Below are 15001 nucleotides of genomic sequence, written 5' to 3'. Positions count from 1 at the left end.
CATCCATACGCCACCGTCATGGATGGCGCCCGCCTCCATACGCTGGAGTCATGGACCAGGAAGCGACGCCCAGCCAGCCCGCGCGGACCGAGCACCCCGAGCGGACCGCGTCCCCGGCGGGGCACGCCGAGAAGGTGTCCCGCGTCGAACTGCGGCACCTGCGCGCGCTGGTCGCCATCGTCGACGAGGGCACCTTCACCGACGCCGCGCTCACCCTCGGCGTCTCCCAGGCCGCCGTCTCCCGCTCCCTCGCCGCCTTCGAACAGGCCCTGGGCGTAAGGCTGTTGCGGCGCACATCGCGGGAGGTGGCACCCACCCCGGCGGGGCTGCGGGTGCTGGAGCGGGCCCGGCGCACCCTCGCCGAGGTCGACGGGCTGGTCCGTACGGCGACCGCCGGGTCCGACGGGCTGCGGCTCGGCTACGCCTGGTCGGCGCTGGGACGGCACACCGCCGCCTTCCACCGCCGCTGGGCCGCGACGCATCCCGGCGCGGACCTGCGGCTGGTGCGGGTCAACGCGCCGACCGCCGGTCTCGCGGAGGGCGCCTGCGACCTCGCGGTCGTGCGGCGCGCCCCGGCGGACCGGCGGTTCGGCACGGCGGTGGTCGGCGAGGAGCGCCGGGTGTGCGCGCTGGCGGCCGACGACCCGCTGGCCCGCCGCCGCGCGGTCCGGCTCGCCGACCTCGCGGCACGCACCCTGCTGGTGGACCGCCGTACCGGCACGACCACCGCCGACCTGTGGCCGGTGGAGTCCCGGCCGGTCACCGAGGAGACCCTCGACGTCGACGACTGGCTCACCGCCATCGCGGGCGGGCGCGGCGTCGGTGTGACGGCCGAGTCGACCGCGCACCAGTACCCGAGGCCGGGCGTCGTCTACCGCCCGGTGCGGGACGCCGAGCCGGTCGCGGTGCGCCTGCTGTGGTGGCGCGCCGACCCGCACCCGGCCGCCCCGGACGTGATCGCCCTGCTCACCGCGCTCTACGCCGACGACTGAGCCGCGCGGGCGCCTCGGTGCCGCGCCGTCAGCCGGTGGGTTCCACGAACGCCTTGCCGACGTCGGGTTCCTTCTTGAGCACGTCCTCCTTCTTCAGGATGTCGGCCCACTTCTCCCAGCCCGCCCGGTCCGACTCCCCGCCGTAGGAGCCCAGCCGGATCTTCGCGGCGGCCTCCGCGGGCATCGTCGTGTACGTCGGCACGATCGCGCGCACCTCGTCGGGGTGGTCGGCCGCGTACCGGGCCGCCTTGCCGACGGCGCGCTGGAACGCCTTCACGACCTCCGGGTTGCCCTTGAGGTACTTCTCCGAGGTGACCAGCACGCTCTGCGGGGTGCCGATCTCCTGCCCGACACCCGCCGAGAGGAGCACCTGGGCCTTCTTGGAGGAGGTCATGAGGGTGACGAACGGCTCCGAGGCGTTCGCCGCGTCGATGCGCCCGGCGTCGAGGGCGGCGCCCATCTGCGGCATCGGCACCTCGATGAACTCGATCTTGGAGACGTCGACGCCCGACTCGCGCAGCGCGTTGCGGACGGAGAGGTCGGGGAGCTGGAAGAACGCGTTCACCCCGATCTTCCGCCCCTCCAGGTCCTTCGGGCTGCGGATCGGGCCGCCCGTCTTCGTCAGCAGGTTGATCTGGTACGTGTCGAGGTCGACGGCGGTCGCCCCGCGCGGGGCGATGGTCACCCCGTCGGCGACGGACACGACGGGCACCCCGTTGTCCCGGGCCACGAGGACGGCGGGCGCGCTCAGCCAGGCGAACTGCATGGCGCCGCTCATCACCGAGGGCACCGCGGCCGGGGACTCGATGTACTTGAGGGAGACCTTGAGTCCCTCGTCCGCGAAGTAGCCCTCCCGCCTGGCCAGTTCGAGCGGGGCGGTCGCGGAGATCGCGAGGGTGCCCACGGTGAGCGGCACCGGCTCGTCCGCCTTCGGCTTCGCGCCGGTCCCGCCTCCGCCGGCACACGAGGCCGTGAGCATCGCGGCGAGCACCAGTCCCGCCAGTCGTCTTTTCATGATCGCCTCCGCGCCGTTGCGGCTCGCCCTCGCGCCCTGACGGACTCCGAGGGTACCTACTGAGGTAGGTATCTATCCGGACCATAGGGGGCCGCGATTCGGACAGTCAAGCACTCTGCGGTCACTCGGGACTCGGGGACAGGTGCAGTGAGGTGCGGCATGCTGCTTGACGCTGTACCGGGCCCCCTCTAGGCTCCGTGTGTACTACGTAAGTAGGTACTACCGCCCGTTCGGTCAGGGCCGGACGCGCGGAACCGAAAGGTGTGTGCGATGAAACTGGACGGAGTCGTCGGCTTCCCGCCCGCGTACGCCGAGCGCTACCGGGCGCGCGGCTACTGGCGGGACAGGCCGCTGATCTCGCACTACGAGGAGGCCTTCGCGCGCTGGCCGGACCGCACCGCGCTCGTCGACGACGAGGAGAGCGTCACCTACGCGGAGCTGGCGGAGCGCTCCGAGCGGGTCGCGCGGGTCCTGCTGGACCTGGGACTGCGCCCCCGCGACCGGGTGATCGTCCAGCTCCCCAACACCGCCCGCTTCGTCTCCTTCTTCCTCGCCCTCCAGCACCTCGGCGCCATCCCGATCATGGCCCTGCCGTCCCACCGCTACCGCGAGGTCGAGCAGTTCGCCCGGCTCTCCGGCGCGGTCGCGCTGGCCTCGCCGCACCGGGCCAAGGACGTCGACTTCACCTCCGTCTACCGCCGGGTCGGCGACCTCCACCCCGATCTGCGGCTGCACGTCGTCGACACCCGGCCCGACGAGGAGGCGCCGCCCGGCGCGGTCGGCCTGCGCGAGCTGCACCGGCGGGAACCGCGCAGCACGGCCGGGGACCTGGCCCGCGCACGGGCCTCGATCGACCCCGAGGACCCGGCCGTCCTCCAGCTCTCCGGCGGCACCACCGGCATCCCCAAGCTGATCCCGCGCAGCCACAACGACTACGCGTTCAACTCCGAACTGGCCGTGTCCGTGTGCGACGTGCGCGAGGGCGACGTCCTCCTCGACATCCTGCCCGTCTCCCATAACCTCCCGCTGGCCTGTCCCGGCCTCCAGGGCTTCCTCTTCCGCGGCGCCACCGTCGCCCTCAGCGCCTCCACCCGCGCCGACTCCGTGTTCACCCGCATTGCGCGCGACGCCGTCACCCACCTGCACGTCGTGCCCGCGCTGCTGATCAAGCTCATCAACGACCCCGGCGCCGAGAAGGCCGGCCTCGGCACGGTCCGCGTCATCCAGAGCGGCGGCCAGCGCCTCCAGCCCGAGACCCGGCTGCGCGCCGAACGGGTCTTCGCCTCGGCCACCGTCCAGGAGAACTTCGGCATGGCCGAGGGGCTGCTGATGTTCGTCCGCCTCGACGACCCCGACGAGGTCCGGCTGGAGACGGTCGGACGCCCCGTCTGCCCCGACGACGAGGTCCGCCTCGTCGACGAGAACGGCGACGACGTCCCCGACGGCGAGACCGGCGAACTGTGGGCCCGCGGCCCGTACACCCTGCGCGGCTACTACCAGGCGCCCGAGCACAACGCGCGCGCCTTCTCCCCGGACGGCTTCTACATGTCCGGTGACCTGATGTGGCGCCACCCCAGCGGCAACTACGTCGTCGCCGGACGCACCAAGGACCTCATCAACCGCGGCGGCGAGAAGATCTCCGCCGAGGAGGTCGAGAACCTGATCCTCACCCATCCGGCCGTCCAGAACGTCGCCTGCGTGCCCGTCGAGGACCCCGTGCTCGGCGAGCGGATGTGCGCCTGCGTCGTCCTGCGGGACGGCTCCGACCTCGACCTGCCCGGCCTCGTCGACCACCTGACCCTGTTCGAGCTGGCCAGGCACAAGCTGCCCGAGCGGCTGCGCGTGTTCGGCTCCCTGCCCCTCTCGCCCGTGGGGAAGGTCTCCAAGAAGGCACTCGTGGAGCAGTTGCGGGAGGCGTGAGGCGGCGCCTCCGGTCGCGGCGGGACCGCGTTCCGTCCTGTCGTTAGTACCTACTGCGGTAGTATCTTGCAGGTACACACTGTCGACAGGAGAGCGAGCATGCAGCAGCAGGCAGAAGAGTTCACCGAATCCCTCCTGGCCCTCGGTTTCTCGTCGTACGAGGCCCGCTGCTACGTCGGTCTGCTCGGCCCCGAGCCCCAGACCGGGTACGCCGTCGCCAAGGCCACCGGCGTGCCGCAGCCCAAGGTGTACGAGGCGCTGCGGCGGCTGGTGGCGCGCGGCGCCGCCCGGCAGCTCGGCAGCGAGCCCGTCCGGTTCGTCGCGGTGCCGCCGCGGGAGGTCCTGGACGGTCTGGAGTCCACCTTCGAGGACCATCTGACCCTGGCCCGCAGCCGCTCCGTCCACCTGACCACCTCGGAGCCGCCGCCCGAGCACGAGCTGGTCTACCGCTTCCGCGACCGGGCCCGCATCATCACGGCGGCCTCCGCGATGATCGACGCCTCCGAGCAGCGCGTCTACGTCTCCTCCAGCCCCGGTGAGCTGCGGATGCTCCGCGAACCCGTGGAGCGGGCCACCGGCCGGGGCGTCGACGTCGTCGCGCTCTGCTTCGGCCGGGTGCCGTTCTCCACGCCGGGCATGCGCGTCTTCCGCCACGCCAGCACCGACGGCGTCCTCTACCGCGCCCACCAGGCCCGCCACCTCGGGCTGGTGACCGACTCGCGCGAGACCCTCTTCGGCCTGGCCGCCGACGGCCAGAGCTGGACCGGCATCCAGAGCGCCAGCGAGGCCGTCATCGCCGCCGTCAAGGGCTACATCCGGCACGACATCGACATGCAGCAGGTCTTCAACGACTTCGAGTCCGAACTCGTCGCCGCCTACGGCCCCGGCCTCCAGGGCCTGGAGAGCTACCGCGCCGCGCAGACCGGGGAGACGCCCGCCGCCCAGACCCCGGCGTCCGCGGAGGCGCCCGGAGCGGACGGCGACGGGCGGCCGGGCCAGGTGTCCCAGGCCGGCTGAGGCCACCCCGCGGCGACTCTCCCGCCGACCGCGCGGCCCCGGGCACTTGCCGTGCCCGGGGCCGCGCGCACACCCGGTTCAGGCCCAGGGGTCGACGATCAGACGGCCGGTCACCTCGCCCTTCGCGAGCAGGACATGGGCCTCCCTGATCCCGGACAGCGGGACGACCGCGTGGATCGCGGGGCGGATGCCGCCCTCCGCGAGCAGCCGCAGCACCGTCCGCTGGTCGTGGACGGTGGAGGCGCGGGCCCCGCGCAGGTTCAGCTCCAGCGCGATGCAGTCCTGCGTGGTCACCGGCAGCGGCTCCTTCGACCCCTCCCCGGCGAGCACGACCATGGTCCCGCCCGGCCGCAGACAGTCCAGGCCCAGCCGCACCATCGCGTGCTGCCCCGTGTAGTCCACGGCGCCGTCGAGCCCCAGCGGGTCGTGGGCCGCGCGCACGGCGGCCGGGGCGTCGTCCCGCGGCAGCACCAGCACCTCGGACGCGCCCCGCTCCCGCAGGAACGCCTCCTTGGCCCGCGACCGGGTGACCGCGACCGTCCGTACGCCCATCAGCCGGGCCAGGTCGAGGGTCGCCGTCCCCATCCCCCCGGAGGCCCCCGTCACCAGCACGCAGTCTCCGAGCCGCGCCCCGAGCCGGTCGGTGAGGACCCGGTGCGAGGTGGCGTACGACCACAGGGCCGCCGCCGCGTCCTGGAAGCCGACCGTGTCGGGCAGCGGCAGCCAGTACGTGTCGGGCCGGGACACGTACTGCGCGTTCCCGCCGAACATGGTGTGCCCCGGATAGTCGACGCCCGTGGAGAGGTTCCCGAGGCCCCGGATCGCCAGCGGGGAGTGCGGGTTCGCCGGGTGGACGAGTCCGGCCACCCGGTCGCCGGGCCGGAAGGCCCGCACGTCCTCGCCGACCGCCTCCACGACGCCGGCGGCGTTGCGGCCCGGCTGCATCGGCAGCGGCCACGTCCTGCGCCCCGGCAGCTTCGGGAAGACCCCCGAGCGGAGCTTCAGGTCCCAGCCCGTGACGCAGGACGCGAGGACCCGCACCAGCACGTCGGACCGGCCGACCTCCGGCAGCGGATGATCGCCGTACCGGAGCACCTCCGGTCCGCCGTACGCGTCGAAACGGACTGCCTTCATGGTGCCTCCCTGGGGCGACGGCGCCGCCCGTCCCGGGGCGGGCGCCGGTGAGAAGAAGGGGGGTTCGTGAACCGCCGGGTCAGCGGGACCGCTGCGCGGCCCGGCGCGCGATGCGCTCCCGCAGCTCCCGCAGCCGCCCGAGGAAGGCGGGCCGCGTCAGCGACCAGGCCTGGGCGCGTTCCTCGTACGCCAGCACCTCCGCGTGGCCCACCGGCCCGGCGGCGAGCCGCAGACCGGTGGTGAGGCGCCGCACGTACGCCGGTTCGTGGACGTCGAGGCGGCGGCCGAGGGCGATCGCCTCCGCGAGGAGCGTGTCGTCGGCGTGGACGGCGGCGACCAGGCCGTGCTCGCGGGCCGCGTGCGCGTCCCAGGTCTCCCCGAAGAGCGTCGCCAGCGTGGCCCGCTGGCCGCCGACCACCCGCGTCAGCAGCCAGGTGTGGCCGCCGCCCGGGTGCAGGCCGAGCGCCGCGAACCGGGTGTCGAAGACGGCGGACGCGGCGGCCAGCCGGACGTCGCAGGCGAGCGCCAGGTTGAACCCGGCGCCCACCGCGGGCCCGTTCACCGCGGCGATCGTCACCAGCGGGGAGCGCAGCACCCGCAGGAACCCGTCGTACACCTGGCGGACCGGCGCGAAGTCGCCGTCCGCCGCCGCCTCCAGCACCGACAGCTCCGCCCCCGCGCAGAACGCGGACCCGGCCCCGGTCAGCACCACGCAGGCGATCTCCGGGTCCGCCTCCAGGGCGTCGTAGGCCGCGCCGATCGCGTCGACGGCCGCCGCCGACAGCACGTTGCGCCGCTCCGGCGCGTCCAGGGTGACGACCGCCGTCCGGCCGTGCCGTTCCACCCGGACCGGTTCCGTGGGCTCCGGTCCGTCCGCTGCTCGTGTCGTCATGGTCCGTCCTCAGGTCGTGGCGGTGAAGCCGCCGTCGATCACGACCACCTCGCCCGTGACGAACGGGTGGTGCGCGGCCAGCGAGTAGATGCTCTCCGCCACGTCCTCCACCGTCACGTTCCGGCCCAGGGGTGTCTGGCGCGCCCGGCGGTCCATGAGGCGTTCGTAGTGCTCGCCGAGGGTGCGCTCCATCCACTCGCCGGAGATCCAGCCGGGCGCGACCGCGTTCACCCGCACCTGCGGGCCCAGCACCCGCGACAGCGTCTTCGTCAGGCTGACCACGGCGGCCTTGCTCGCCGCGTACGCCAGCGGCTGCGGGCCGGGGCGCAGGCCCACGATGCTCGCCACGTTCACGACCGAGCCGCCCGCCTCGCGCAGGGCGGGCGCGCAGGCGCGGGTCACCTGGACCAGGCCGCGCACGTTGACGGCGAAGACCCGGTCCCACGCGTCGAGGTCGATGCCGTCGAGGTCGTCCGGCGGGGTCTCGCTGGTGGTGCCCGCGTTGTTCACCAGGACGTCCAGCCGGCCCGTCTCGGCGGTCACCTCCGCCACCAGCGCGCGCACGGACGCGTCGTCGCTGACGTCGGCCCGGACGGCTCGGTGCTTCCCGCCGAGGGCGTGCAGCTCGTCCAGGGTGCGTCCGGCCCGGTCCCCGGAGCGGCTGTAGTTGATGGTCACGTCGTACCCGGCGCGGGCCAGGCGCAGCGCGGCGGCCCGGCCGATGCCGCTCGCCGAGCCCGTGACCAGTGCGGTTCCGTTCATGTGCGGTGTGCTCCCGAAGGTCGTACGGCGGAGGGTGCGGTGCGCGCGGAGGACGCGCGGGTGGGGGAGGGGCGCCGGGGGCGCGGGGGGCGGGGAGGGGACGGGGTCACAGGCCGAGGACGCGTTCGGCGTTCTCGTGGAAGACCTTGTGCATGATCTCCTCCTTGTAGCCGAGGTCGTCCCATTCGCGCAGGATGCGGTCGAGCGGGATGCTCGGATGGTCCGTGCCGAACATGATCTTGTCCTGGAGGCGGGCCCGGATGTCGACCTTCAGGCCCGGCGGGAAGTGCTTGGGGGCCCAGCCGGACAGCTCCCAGAAGACGTTGCCCTTGTGCAGGGCGACGGCCGTCATCTCGTCGACCCAGGGGAAGCCGGGGTGGGACGCGATGATGGTGAGATCGGGGAAGTCGGCGGCGAGGCGGTCCACCGCCATCGGGTGCGCGTCCTCGATCCGGGAGCCCAGGCCGCCCGGCAGGCCCGCGCCCATGCCGGTGGAGCCGACGTCGATCATCACGGGCAGCCCGAGGCCGCTGATGCACTCGAACAGGGGCTTCAGCTCGGGGGCGTCGACCCGGAAGTGCCCCATGATCGGGTGGAAGTGGAACCCGATGACCTTGTCCTCCTCGGCCGCCCGGACCGCCTCCGTCAGCGCCTCCCCGCCCTTGAGCGGGTCGACCGCGCCCCAGGCGCCGAGGAAGACGTCGGGGTGACGGTCGCGCATCTGCGCGACGGAGGTGTTCCCGCAGGGCGGCGCCCCGGTCAGCGACTCGATGTCGAAGGCGACGAGCAGGGACTGGAGGCCCGCGGCGCGGATGTCCTCGACGACGTCCTCCTCCCGCCGCCCCGTCCAGGGCTTGTTCCAGTAGCGGGCCAGGGCGTCGGCGAACGGTCCCTGGGACTCGACCCACTCCTGGGTCCCGGGATAGCAGTGCAGGTCGATTCGGCGCATGGTGAACCTCGTCAGGGGTCGGTGGGTTCCGGATGGTCGGCCACATGGCTCCCTCATCTTGCTACCTACCGTCGTAGGTGGCAAGATGACGGCATGAAGGACGGTACGAAGGACGGCCGTCGGCGGGGGAGGAAGCGGGACGTATGACACACCCACCACAGGAACCCCCGTGGGGGCTGGCGACCGTCACCACCGCCGGCCGGCCCGGCGGACGCGTCGCCGTCGCCCCGGTCGACGCGGCCCGCGCGGGCGGCACCTTCGTCGTCCCGGACGCGCTGCGCGACCTCACCGGCGTCATGGACGTCATGGAGCGCTGGGACACGTACGCGGAGATCCTGCGCGGCCTCGACCCGTACGACGGCGAGCGCGTCACGGCCGTCTCCGTCCTCAGCCCGCTGCGCTACCCGCGCAAGGTCCTCTGCTCCGGCCCCAACTTCCGCGACCACCTCGCCGAGATGGGGGAGTCGGGACTCGGCGAGGACTGGACCGCGTACTTCTTCCTCAAGCCCCCGACCACCACGGTCATCGGGCCCGAGGACCCCGTCGAGATCGGCGGCGACCCGGGCGACCGGGTGGACTGGGAGGGCGAACTCGCCGTGGTCGTCGGCCGCGGCGGCCGGGACATCCCCGTCGCGCGGGCCGCCGACCACATCGCCGGATACACGGTCGCCAACGACATCTCGCTGCGCGGCCCGCACCGCCGGACCACCCCGGCGGCGCCCTTCGTCTGGGACTGGCTCGCCTCCAAGGGCGCCGACTCGTCCCTCCCCGTGGGCCCCCTCGTGGTCCCCGCCTGGCAGGTCCCCGACCCCCAGGACCTGCGCATCCGTACGCACGTGAACGGCGAGCGGACGCAGGACGGCACCACCGCCGACATGGTGCTCGACATCCCCACGCTCGTCTCCCAGGCGAGCGCACTGGTCACACTCGAACCGGGCGACCTCGTCGTCACGGGCACCCCCGCCGGGGTCGGCGCCGCGCGGGGCACGTTCCTGGAGCCGGGGGACTCCGTCGAAGTGGACATCCCCGGAGTCGGCACACTGCGCAACGCGGTCCGTCTCCGGCAGAAAGGACCGACGTCATGGGCCTGATCACACGGCTGCGCAGCATCGACCTCTCGGCGGCCGACCCGTCGGCACTGCTCGACTTCTACGAACGCACCTGGGGGCTGCGCCGGGTCGCCGTCACCGACGACGGCGCGGTGCAGCTGCGGGCCCGGGGCGCCGAGCACCACGTCCTCACCCTCACGCCCGGCGTGGGGCACTCCCTGGAGCGCATCGCCCTCGCCGCCGCGGACCCGGCCGCGGTGGACGCCGTGGCCGCCCGCGTGCGCGCCGCGGGCCACACCGTCACGGACGGCCCCGGCCCGCGCACCGCGCCCGGCGGCGGATACGCCGTCGCCTTCCGCGACCCGGAGGGCCGCCTCGTCGAGGTCAGCTGCGGGCTGACCGAGCACACGGACGGGCCGCCCGGCGAGACCGGGGACGAGGCCACCGAGGCCGGGGGTGCCGGGGGCGCCGGGGGCGGCCAGGGTGTCGAGGGCGGCGAGGGTGCCGCTCCGCACGCGTACGGCCCCGACCGGCTCAGTCACATCGTCCTCAACTCCGTCGACCTCCCGGCGTCCAAGAGCTTCTACACCGAGGTGCTCGGCTTCCAGGTCTCCGACTGGTACGAGAACGACCAGATGGTCTTCCTGCGCTGCAACGAACTGCACCACTGCATCGTGCTCGCCCCCGGACGCTGGACCTCGCTCAACCACGTCGCCTTCGAGGTGGCCTCGGCGGACGAGGTCATGCGCGCCCTCGGCCGGATGCGCGCCGCCGGGTTCGACACCGTGTGGGGCCCCGGACGGCACGGCCCCGGCGGCAACGTCTTCTGCTACTTCACCGACCCGGTCGGCAACGTCATCGAGTACACCGCGGAACTCCTGGAGGTCGACGACACCTGGGAGGCCAGGTCCTGGGAACGCACCCCCGAGAACGCGGACGTGTGGGGCACCAGCGGCGGCATCACCCCCGACGTCATCGCCGCGATGAGCAACCCGCCCCGCACGGAGTCCGGCCGGTGAGGGCCGTCGTCCTGCGCCGCCACGGCGGCCCCGAGGTCCTGGAGTTCGCCGAGATCCCCGACCCGGTGCCCGGCCCCGGAGAGGTCCGGGTCCGGGTGGCGTCGGTGGTGGTCGCCCGCACCAAGGACGTCGCCACCCGCGCGGGCCGCCCGCCCTTCGCCGCCCAGCTGCCCGGACTGCCGCACGTCCTCGGCACCGAGCACGCGGGCACCGTCGACGCCGTCGGACCGGGCGCCGACCCGGAGCTGACCGGCCGCCGGGTCGCGGTCTCCGCCGTCCTCACCTGCGGCACCTGCCGGGTCTGCGCCCGCGGCCGGGAGGAGGCGTGCGACGCCTTCCGCCTGATCGGCGTCCACCGGCAGGGCAGCTACGCCGAGTACTGCGTGGTCCCCGAGGCCAACGTCCAGGAACTCCCCGACGGCGTCGGCTTCGCCCAGGGCGCCGCCCTCGCCGCCAACGGCGGTGTGGCCGCCGCCCAGCTCGACGCCGGGGAGGCGGGACCGGGGGACACCGTCCTGGTCGTCGGCGCCGCCGGGGCGCTCGGCTCGACCGCGGCGGCCCTGGCCGCGTTCCGCGGCGCCACGGTCATCGGCGTCGACCGGCTCGCCGACCGGCCCGACCGGCTGGACGGACTGCCGCTGGCCGCCGCCCTCGACGGCGCCGCGCCCGACCTCGGGCGGCAGATCCTCGACCGCACCGACGGCCACGGCGTCGACGTCGTCGTCGACAACCTCGGCCTGTCCGCGCTCTGGCACGGCTACCGCGACACCCTCGCGCCGCTGGGCCGGATCATCACCTCCGGCGCCATCGACCACACGCCCGTGGAGCTGCGGCTGCTGCCCTTCTACCTGCGCAGCCAGTCCCTGATCGGCGTCCGCACCGGCAACCGGCGGGCCATCGCCGGACTCTGGGCCGACGTGGCGAAGGGCTTCCTGGTCCCCGGCGCCTTCGTCCACACCCTCCCGTGGAACGAGGTGGCCCGCGCCCACCGCGCCAACGAGGAGGGCACCTCCCTCGGCCAGGCGGTACTGAGCGTGGAGTGACCCGCACCGGACACGGGCGGGGTACAGGATCGGGCGGGGTACGGGAGCGGCCCGGCACCAGGGGGAGATCCCCGGTGCCGGGCCGCGGCCGTGGGTGCTCACCGTTCCAGGACGACCGCCAGTCCCTGCCCGACGCCGATGCAGGCCGACGCCACCCCGAGCGAGGCGCCGCCCCGGTCGAGCTGGCGGGCCAGGGTGCCGACGAGGCGGGCGCCGGTGCAGCCCAGGGGGTGGCCCAGCGCGATCGCCCCGCCCTGCGGGTTGACGGCGTCCGGGTCGAGGCCGGGCCAGTGCCCGAGGCAGGCGAGGACCTGGGCGGCGAACGCCTCGTTGATCTCCATCACCCCGACCTCGTCCACGCTCCGGCCCCGGCGGCGCAGTGCCCGCTCGGTGGCCTCGACCGGGCCGAGGCCGAACAGCCGGGGCTCGCCCGCGCTGACCCCGGTGGCGGTGATCCGGGCCAGACTCGGCAGGCCCCACCGGCGCACCGCCCGGTCCCCGGCGAGGAGCACGGCGGCGGCCCCGTCGTTGAGCGGCGAGGAGTTGCCCGCGGTCACGGTGCCGCCCTCGGCGCGGAACGCGGGCCGCAGCCGCGCGAGGTCCGCCGCCGTGCTGTCCGGCCGTACGGACTCGTCGCGGGCGAGGTCCCAGGGGCCGGGGACCACCTCCTCCGCCAGCCGTCCGTCGGCCCAGGCGGCGGCCGCCTTGCGGTGGCTGTCCAGGGCGTACGCGTCCTGCCGCTCCCGGTCGACGCCGTACAGCTCGGCGAGGATCTCCGCGCCCTCGCCCATCGGGAGGGTGTGGGCGGGGTCGTGGGCGGGGTTGACCATGCGCCAGCCGATCGACGTCGACCACAGCGTCTGTTCGGCGTGCGGGAACGGCCGGTCGGACTTGGGCAGCACGAAGGGCGCGCGGGTCATCGACTCCACGCCCCCTGCGATCACCAGGTCCGCCTCGCCGAGCGCGATCGCCCGGTAGCCGCAGACGACGGCCTCCAGCCCGGAGGCGCAGAGCCGGTTGACGGTGGCGCCGGGGACGCGGACCGGCAGCCCGGCCAGCAGGACCGCCATCCGGGCCACGTTGCGGTTCTCCTCCCCGGCGCCGTTGGCGTTGCCGAGGATCACGTCGTCCGTCTCCGCCACGGCCTCCGGGTGACGCTCCGCCAGCGCGGCCAGGACGGTGGCCGCCAGGTCGTCGGGGCGCACCGCCCGCAGCCCGCCGCCGAACTTCCCCAGCGGGGTGCGGACCGTGTCCACCACGTGCACGTCGCCGTGCGCCGTCGTGCTCCGTGTCATCGCCGCCCGCCTCCTGTCCCGGTCCCGCTCACGCGGCGGGGGAGGGGTCGGCGGGGCGGGTGGGGCCGGCGGGGATGACGGGCAGCAGGAGGTACGACTCCCGGCCGGGCCCGGTGTGGACGATGTTGCGGCCCGGCGCGGCCGAGGCGGCCCGGTCCTCGGGGTCGTCGTGCAGGAACCGCAGCCCCTCCGCGCGGTCGGCGGCGCCGAGGACGAGGCCGAGCCGGTGGCCGCGGGCGAACACCATGCTGGTCGGCATGATCTCCACCGCGGCCCGGAACGGCTCCCCGGGCTTCACCGGCTCGGCCCCGGTGTGCGGGTGGAAGGGCCGGTGGGGGAGCGAGCGGTCCTCGTCCAGCGCCCGGTGCGACATGCGCAGCCACCCCTTGGTGACCGGTCCGGGCCGCCCGGAGGCGTCCTCGCAGGGCACCTCCCGCCCGCTGGGGTCGAGGTTGATGACGGTGACGAACAGGTCCATGTCGTCGGCGGTGTCGGTCTCGGCCCACAGGTGGAGCGCGAGCGGGCCGGTGACCTCGGTGTCCTCGGTGAAGGGTGCGGTGAGGAAGGTGACCGCCCCGTCCGGCGCCGGGTAGGAGGTCTCGGCGTTCTCCCGCGGCCCGTCGCCCTCGGGGGAGAGCGAGCCGGTGCGGGCGTCCAGGTGGAAGGGCTGCCACCGGGTCCGGGCGAGCGGCCACTCCCGCTCGGCGCGGAAGGCGCCGCCGTCGGCGGTGCGCACGAACAGCCGCACCGGCGGTTCGTCGTCGGGCCAGGCGTCGGCGTCGTCCTTGAGCCACCGGTCGAGGAACCGCTTCTGGTACTCGCGGGACTCCTCGGCGTAGAAGGGCGTGAAGTGGTTGCCCTGGTGCACCTCCAGCCACTTGTGCGCCGAGCCCGCGCCGAGATAGCCCTCGATGTTCCCGCGCAGGTGCAGGGAGTAGCCGCCCCAGTTCCCGCAGGACAGGACGGGCACCTCGATCCGGGACAGGTCCACCTCCCGCTCCTGGAAGTAGGCGTCGGCGAACGGGTGCTCGCGCAGCTCCCGCGGCAGCTCGGCGTTGCCCGCGACCGCCCGCCCGGGGTTGTCGTCGCCGGGGTCCAGGGCCTGCTGGTTGCCGGTGATCTGCCGGGGCCACCAAGCGTCGGTGAAGGAGTTGCTGAGGATGCCGCCGTGGCGTGCCCACTCCCGGTACAGGTCGCAGGCGCCCTCCCACGGCACGATCGCCGCGAGGTGCGGCGGGCGGAGCGCGGCGACGTGCCACTGCCCGATCGCGTAGTACGAGATGCCGAGCAGGCCGACCCGGCCGGTGCTCCAGTCCTGGGTGCCCGCCCACTCGATCGCGTCGTAGTAGTCCCGGTGCTCGCCGGGGCCCTGCAACTCCATCCGGCCGGGCGACTTCCCGGTGCCGCGCTGGTCGACCCGGACCACCGCGTACCCGCGCGGCACCCACCACTCCGGGTTGACGGTCTCCCAGTTCATGTACCGGCCGCGCTCGGTCACCAGGGAGTAGGCGTGCGCGTTGAAGTCCTCGAAGTGGATGTCCTTGCCGTACGGGCCGTGCGTCATGATCACGGGCGCGGGGCCGGGGCCCGCGGGCCGGAAGACGTCCGCCCGCAGGACGGTCCCGTCGCGCATCGGCACCGGAACGTCCGTCATGTGGATGAGTTCGACGGGTGCGTGCATCGTGTTTCCCTTCGCCGTGCCTTCGCCCAACCAGACGCTGCCTGCACACTACGTGAGTAGGTAGGGAATGGTCCATCGTGTGTCCGTCGTGTGTCATGGCCGGTCGCTTCACGTCGCCTGTTCGGCTGAATCCGGGCCTGCCTCTGGTGGTCTCCGCGATTGTGACGCAAGATGAGGAGTGCCCGAAGCTACCTACCGGAGTTGGTAGGTAGAAGACGGGTCGGGCACATGCC

At 74.0% G+C, this 15001-nt stretch carries 13 protein-coding genes; 6 read left to right on the top strand and 7 right to left on the bottom strand.

Annotation, left to right across the window (positions count from 1 at the left end; genetic code table 11):
* Nucleotides 1-50 precede the first annotated feature (50 nt).
* Nucleotides 51-992: a LysR family transcriptional regulator gene (locus ACIQPQ_RS15160; RefSeq protein WP_401303777.1), complete on the top strand. Its 942-nt coding sequence runs from the start codon at nt 51-53 to the stop codon at nt 990-992.
* A gap of 28 nt (nt 993-1020) precedes the next feature.
* On the opposite strand, the gene ACIQPQ_RS15155 is transcribed toward ACIQPQ_RS15160, so the two are convergent.
* Nucleotides 1021-2007, bottom strand: coding sequence for an ABC transporter substrate-binding protein (locus ACIQPQ_RS15155; RefSeq protein WP_401303775.1), 987 nt, complete (start codon nt 2005-2007; stop codon nt 1021-1023).
* A gap of 270 nt (nt 2008-2277) precedes the next feature.
* Between ACIQPQ_RS15155 and ACIQPQ_RS15150 the strand changes: the two genes are divergently transcribed.
* On the top strand, nt 2278-3927 hold the full coding sequence (locus tag ACIQPQ_RS15150) for a (2,3-dihydroxybenzoyl)adenylate synthase (protein WP_401303773.1): 1650 nt from the start codon (nt 2278-2280) through the stop codon (nt 3925-3927).
* 99 nt (nt 3928-4026) lie between these two features.
* Entirely contained in the window at nt 4027-4944 is a 918-nt protein-coding gene (locus ACIQPQ_RS15145; protein WP_401303771.1) for a TrmB family transcriptional regulator, read from the top strand.
* 78 nt (nt 4945-5022) lie between these two features.
* Here ACIQPQ_RS15145 and ACIQPQ_RS15140 read toward each other — a convergent pair whose 3' ends face one another.
* The 4 genes from ACIQPQ_RS15140 to ACIQPQ_RS15125 form a co-directional block, all read right to left on the bottom strand.
* Nucleotides 5023-6078, bottom strand: coding sequence for a zinc-binding alcohol dehydrogenase family protein (locus ACIQPQ_RS15140; protein ID WP_401303770.1), 1056 nt, complete (start codon nt 6076-6078; stop codon nt 5023-5025).
* A 79-nt stretch (nt 6079-6157) separates the two neighbouring features.
* Nucleotides 6158-6970, bottom strand: a complete 813-nt coding sequence (locus tag ACIQPQ_RS15135) for an enoyl-CoA hydratase-related protein (protein WP_401303768.1) — start codon at nt 6968-6970, stop codon at nt 6158-6160.
* A gap of 9 nt (nt 6971-6979) precedes the next feature.
* Entirely contained in the window at nt 6980-7732 is a 753-nt protein-coding gene (locus tag ACIQPQ_RS15130; protein WP_401303766.1) for an SDR family NAD(P)-dependent oxidoreductase, read from the bottom strand.
* Nucleotides 7733-7838: 106 nt separating this feature from the next.
* Nucleotides 7839-8681, bottom strand: coding sequence for an amidohydrolase family protein (locus tag ACIQPQ_RS15125; RefSeq protein WP_401303763.1), 843 nt, complete (start codon nt 8679-8681; stop codon nt 7839-7841).
* 143 nt (nt 8682-8824) lie between these two features.
* Here ACIQPQ_RS15125 and ACIQPQ_RS15120 point away from each other — a divergent pair, with 143 nt between their 5' ends.
* From ACIQPQ_RS15120 to ACIQPQ_RS15110, 3 genes are read left to right on the top strand one after another with little or no spacing between them, the layout of a single operon-like run.
* Nucleotides 8825-9772 carry a fumarylacetoacetate hydrolase family protein gene (locus ACIQPQ_RS15120; protein WP_401303761.1) on the top strand — a complete coding sequence of 316 codons (948 nt, stop codon included), beginning with the start codon at nt 8825-8827 and terminating at the stop codon, nt 9770-9772.
* Complete coding sequence (locus ACIQPQ_RS15115; RefSeq protein WP_401303760.1) at nt 9763-10749, top strand: VOC family protein; 987 nt, start codon at nt 9763-9765, stop codon at nt 10747-10749. Before ACIQPQ_RS15120 ends, ACIQPQ_RS15115 begins: the two co-directional genes overlap by 10 nt.
* Complete coding sequence (locus tag ACIQPQ_RS15110; protein ID WP_401303757.1) at nt 10746-11792, top strand: alcohol dehydrogenase catalytic domain-containing protein; 1047 nt, start codon at nt 10746-10748, stop codon at nt 11790-11792. The genes ACIQPQ_RS15115 and ACIQPQ_RS15110 overlap by 4 nt, the downstream gene beginning before the upstream one ends.
* A 98-nt stretch (nt 11793-11890) precedes the next feature.
* Here the strand turns inward: ACIQPQ_RS15110 and ACIQPQ_RS15105 are convergent, their stop codons facing one another.
* Nucleotides 11891-13087 (bottom strand): thiolase family protein, encoded by a 1197-nt coding sequence (locus ACIQPQ_RS15105; protein ID WP_401303755.1) that lies wholly within the window; start codon nt 13085-13087, stop codon nt 11891-11893.
* A 28-nt stretch (nt 13088-13115) separates the two neighbouring features.
* The gene (locus ACIQPQ_RS15100; RefSeq protein ID WP_401303753.1) at nt 13116-14768 is read right to left on the bottom strand and encodes a CocE/NonD family hydrolase; all 1653 of its coding nucleotides are present in this window, start codon (nt 14766-14768) and stop codon (nt 13116-13118) included.
* Nucleotides 14769-15001: the final 233 nt, after the last annotated feature.

The organism is Streptomyces sp. NPDC091281 (assembly GCF_044757425.1).
Classification (GTDB): Bacteria; Actinomycetota; Actinomycetes; order Streptomycetales; family Streptomycetaceae; genus Streptomyces.
Note: the sequence above shows the minus strand (reverse complement) of the source record. Positions and strands in the feature narration are given on the sequence as shown.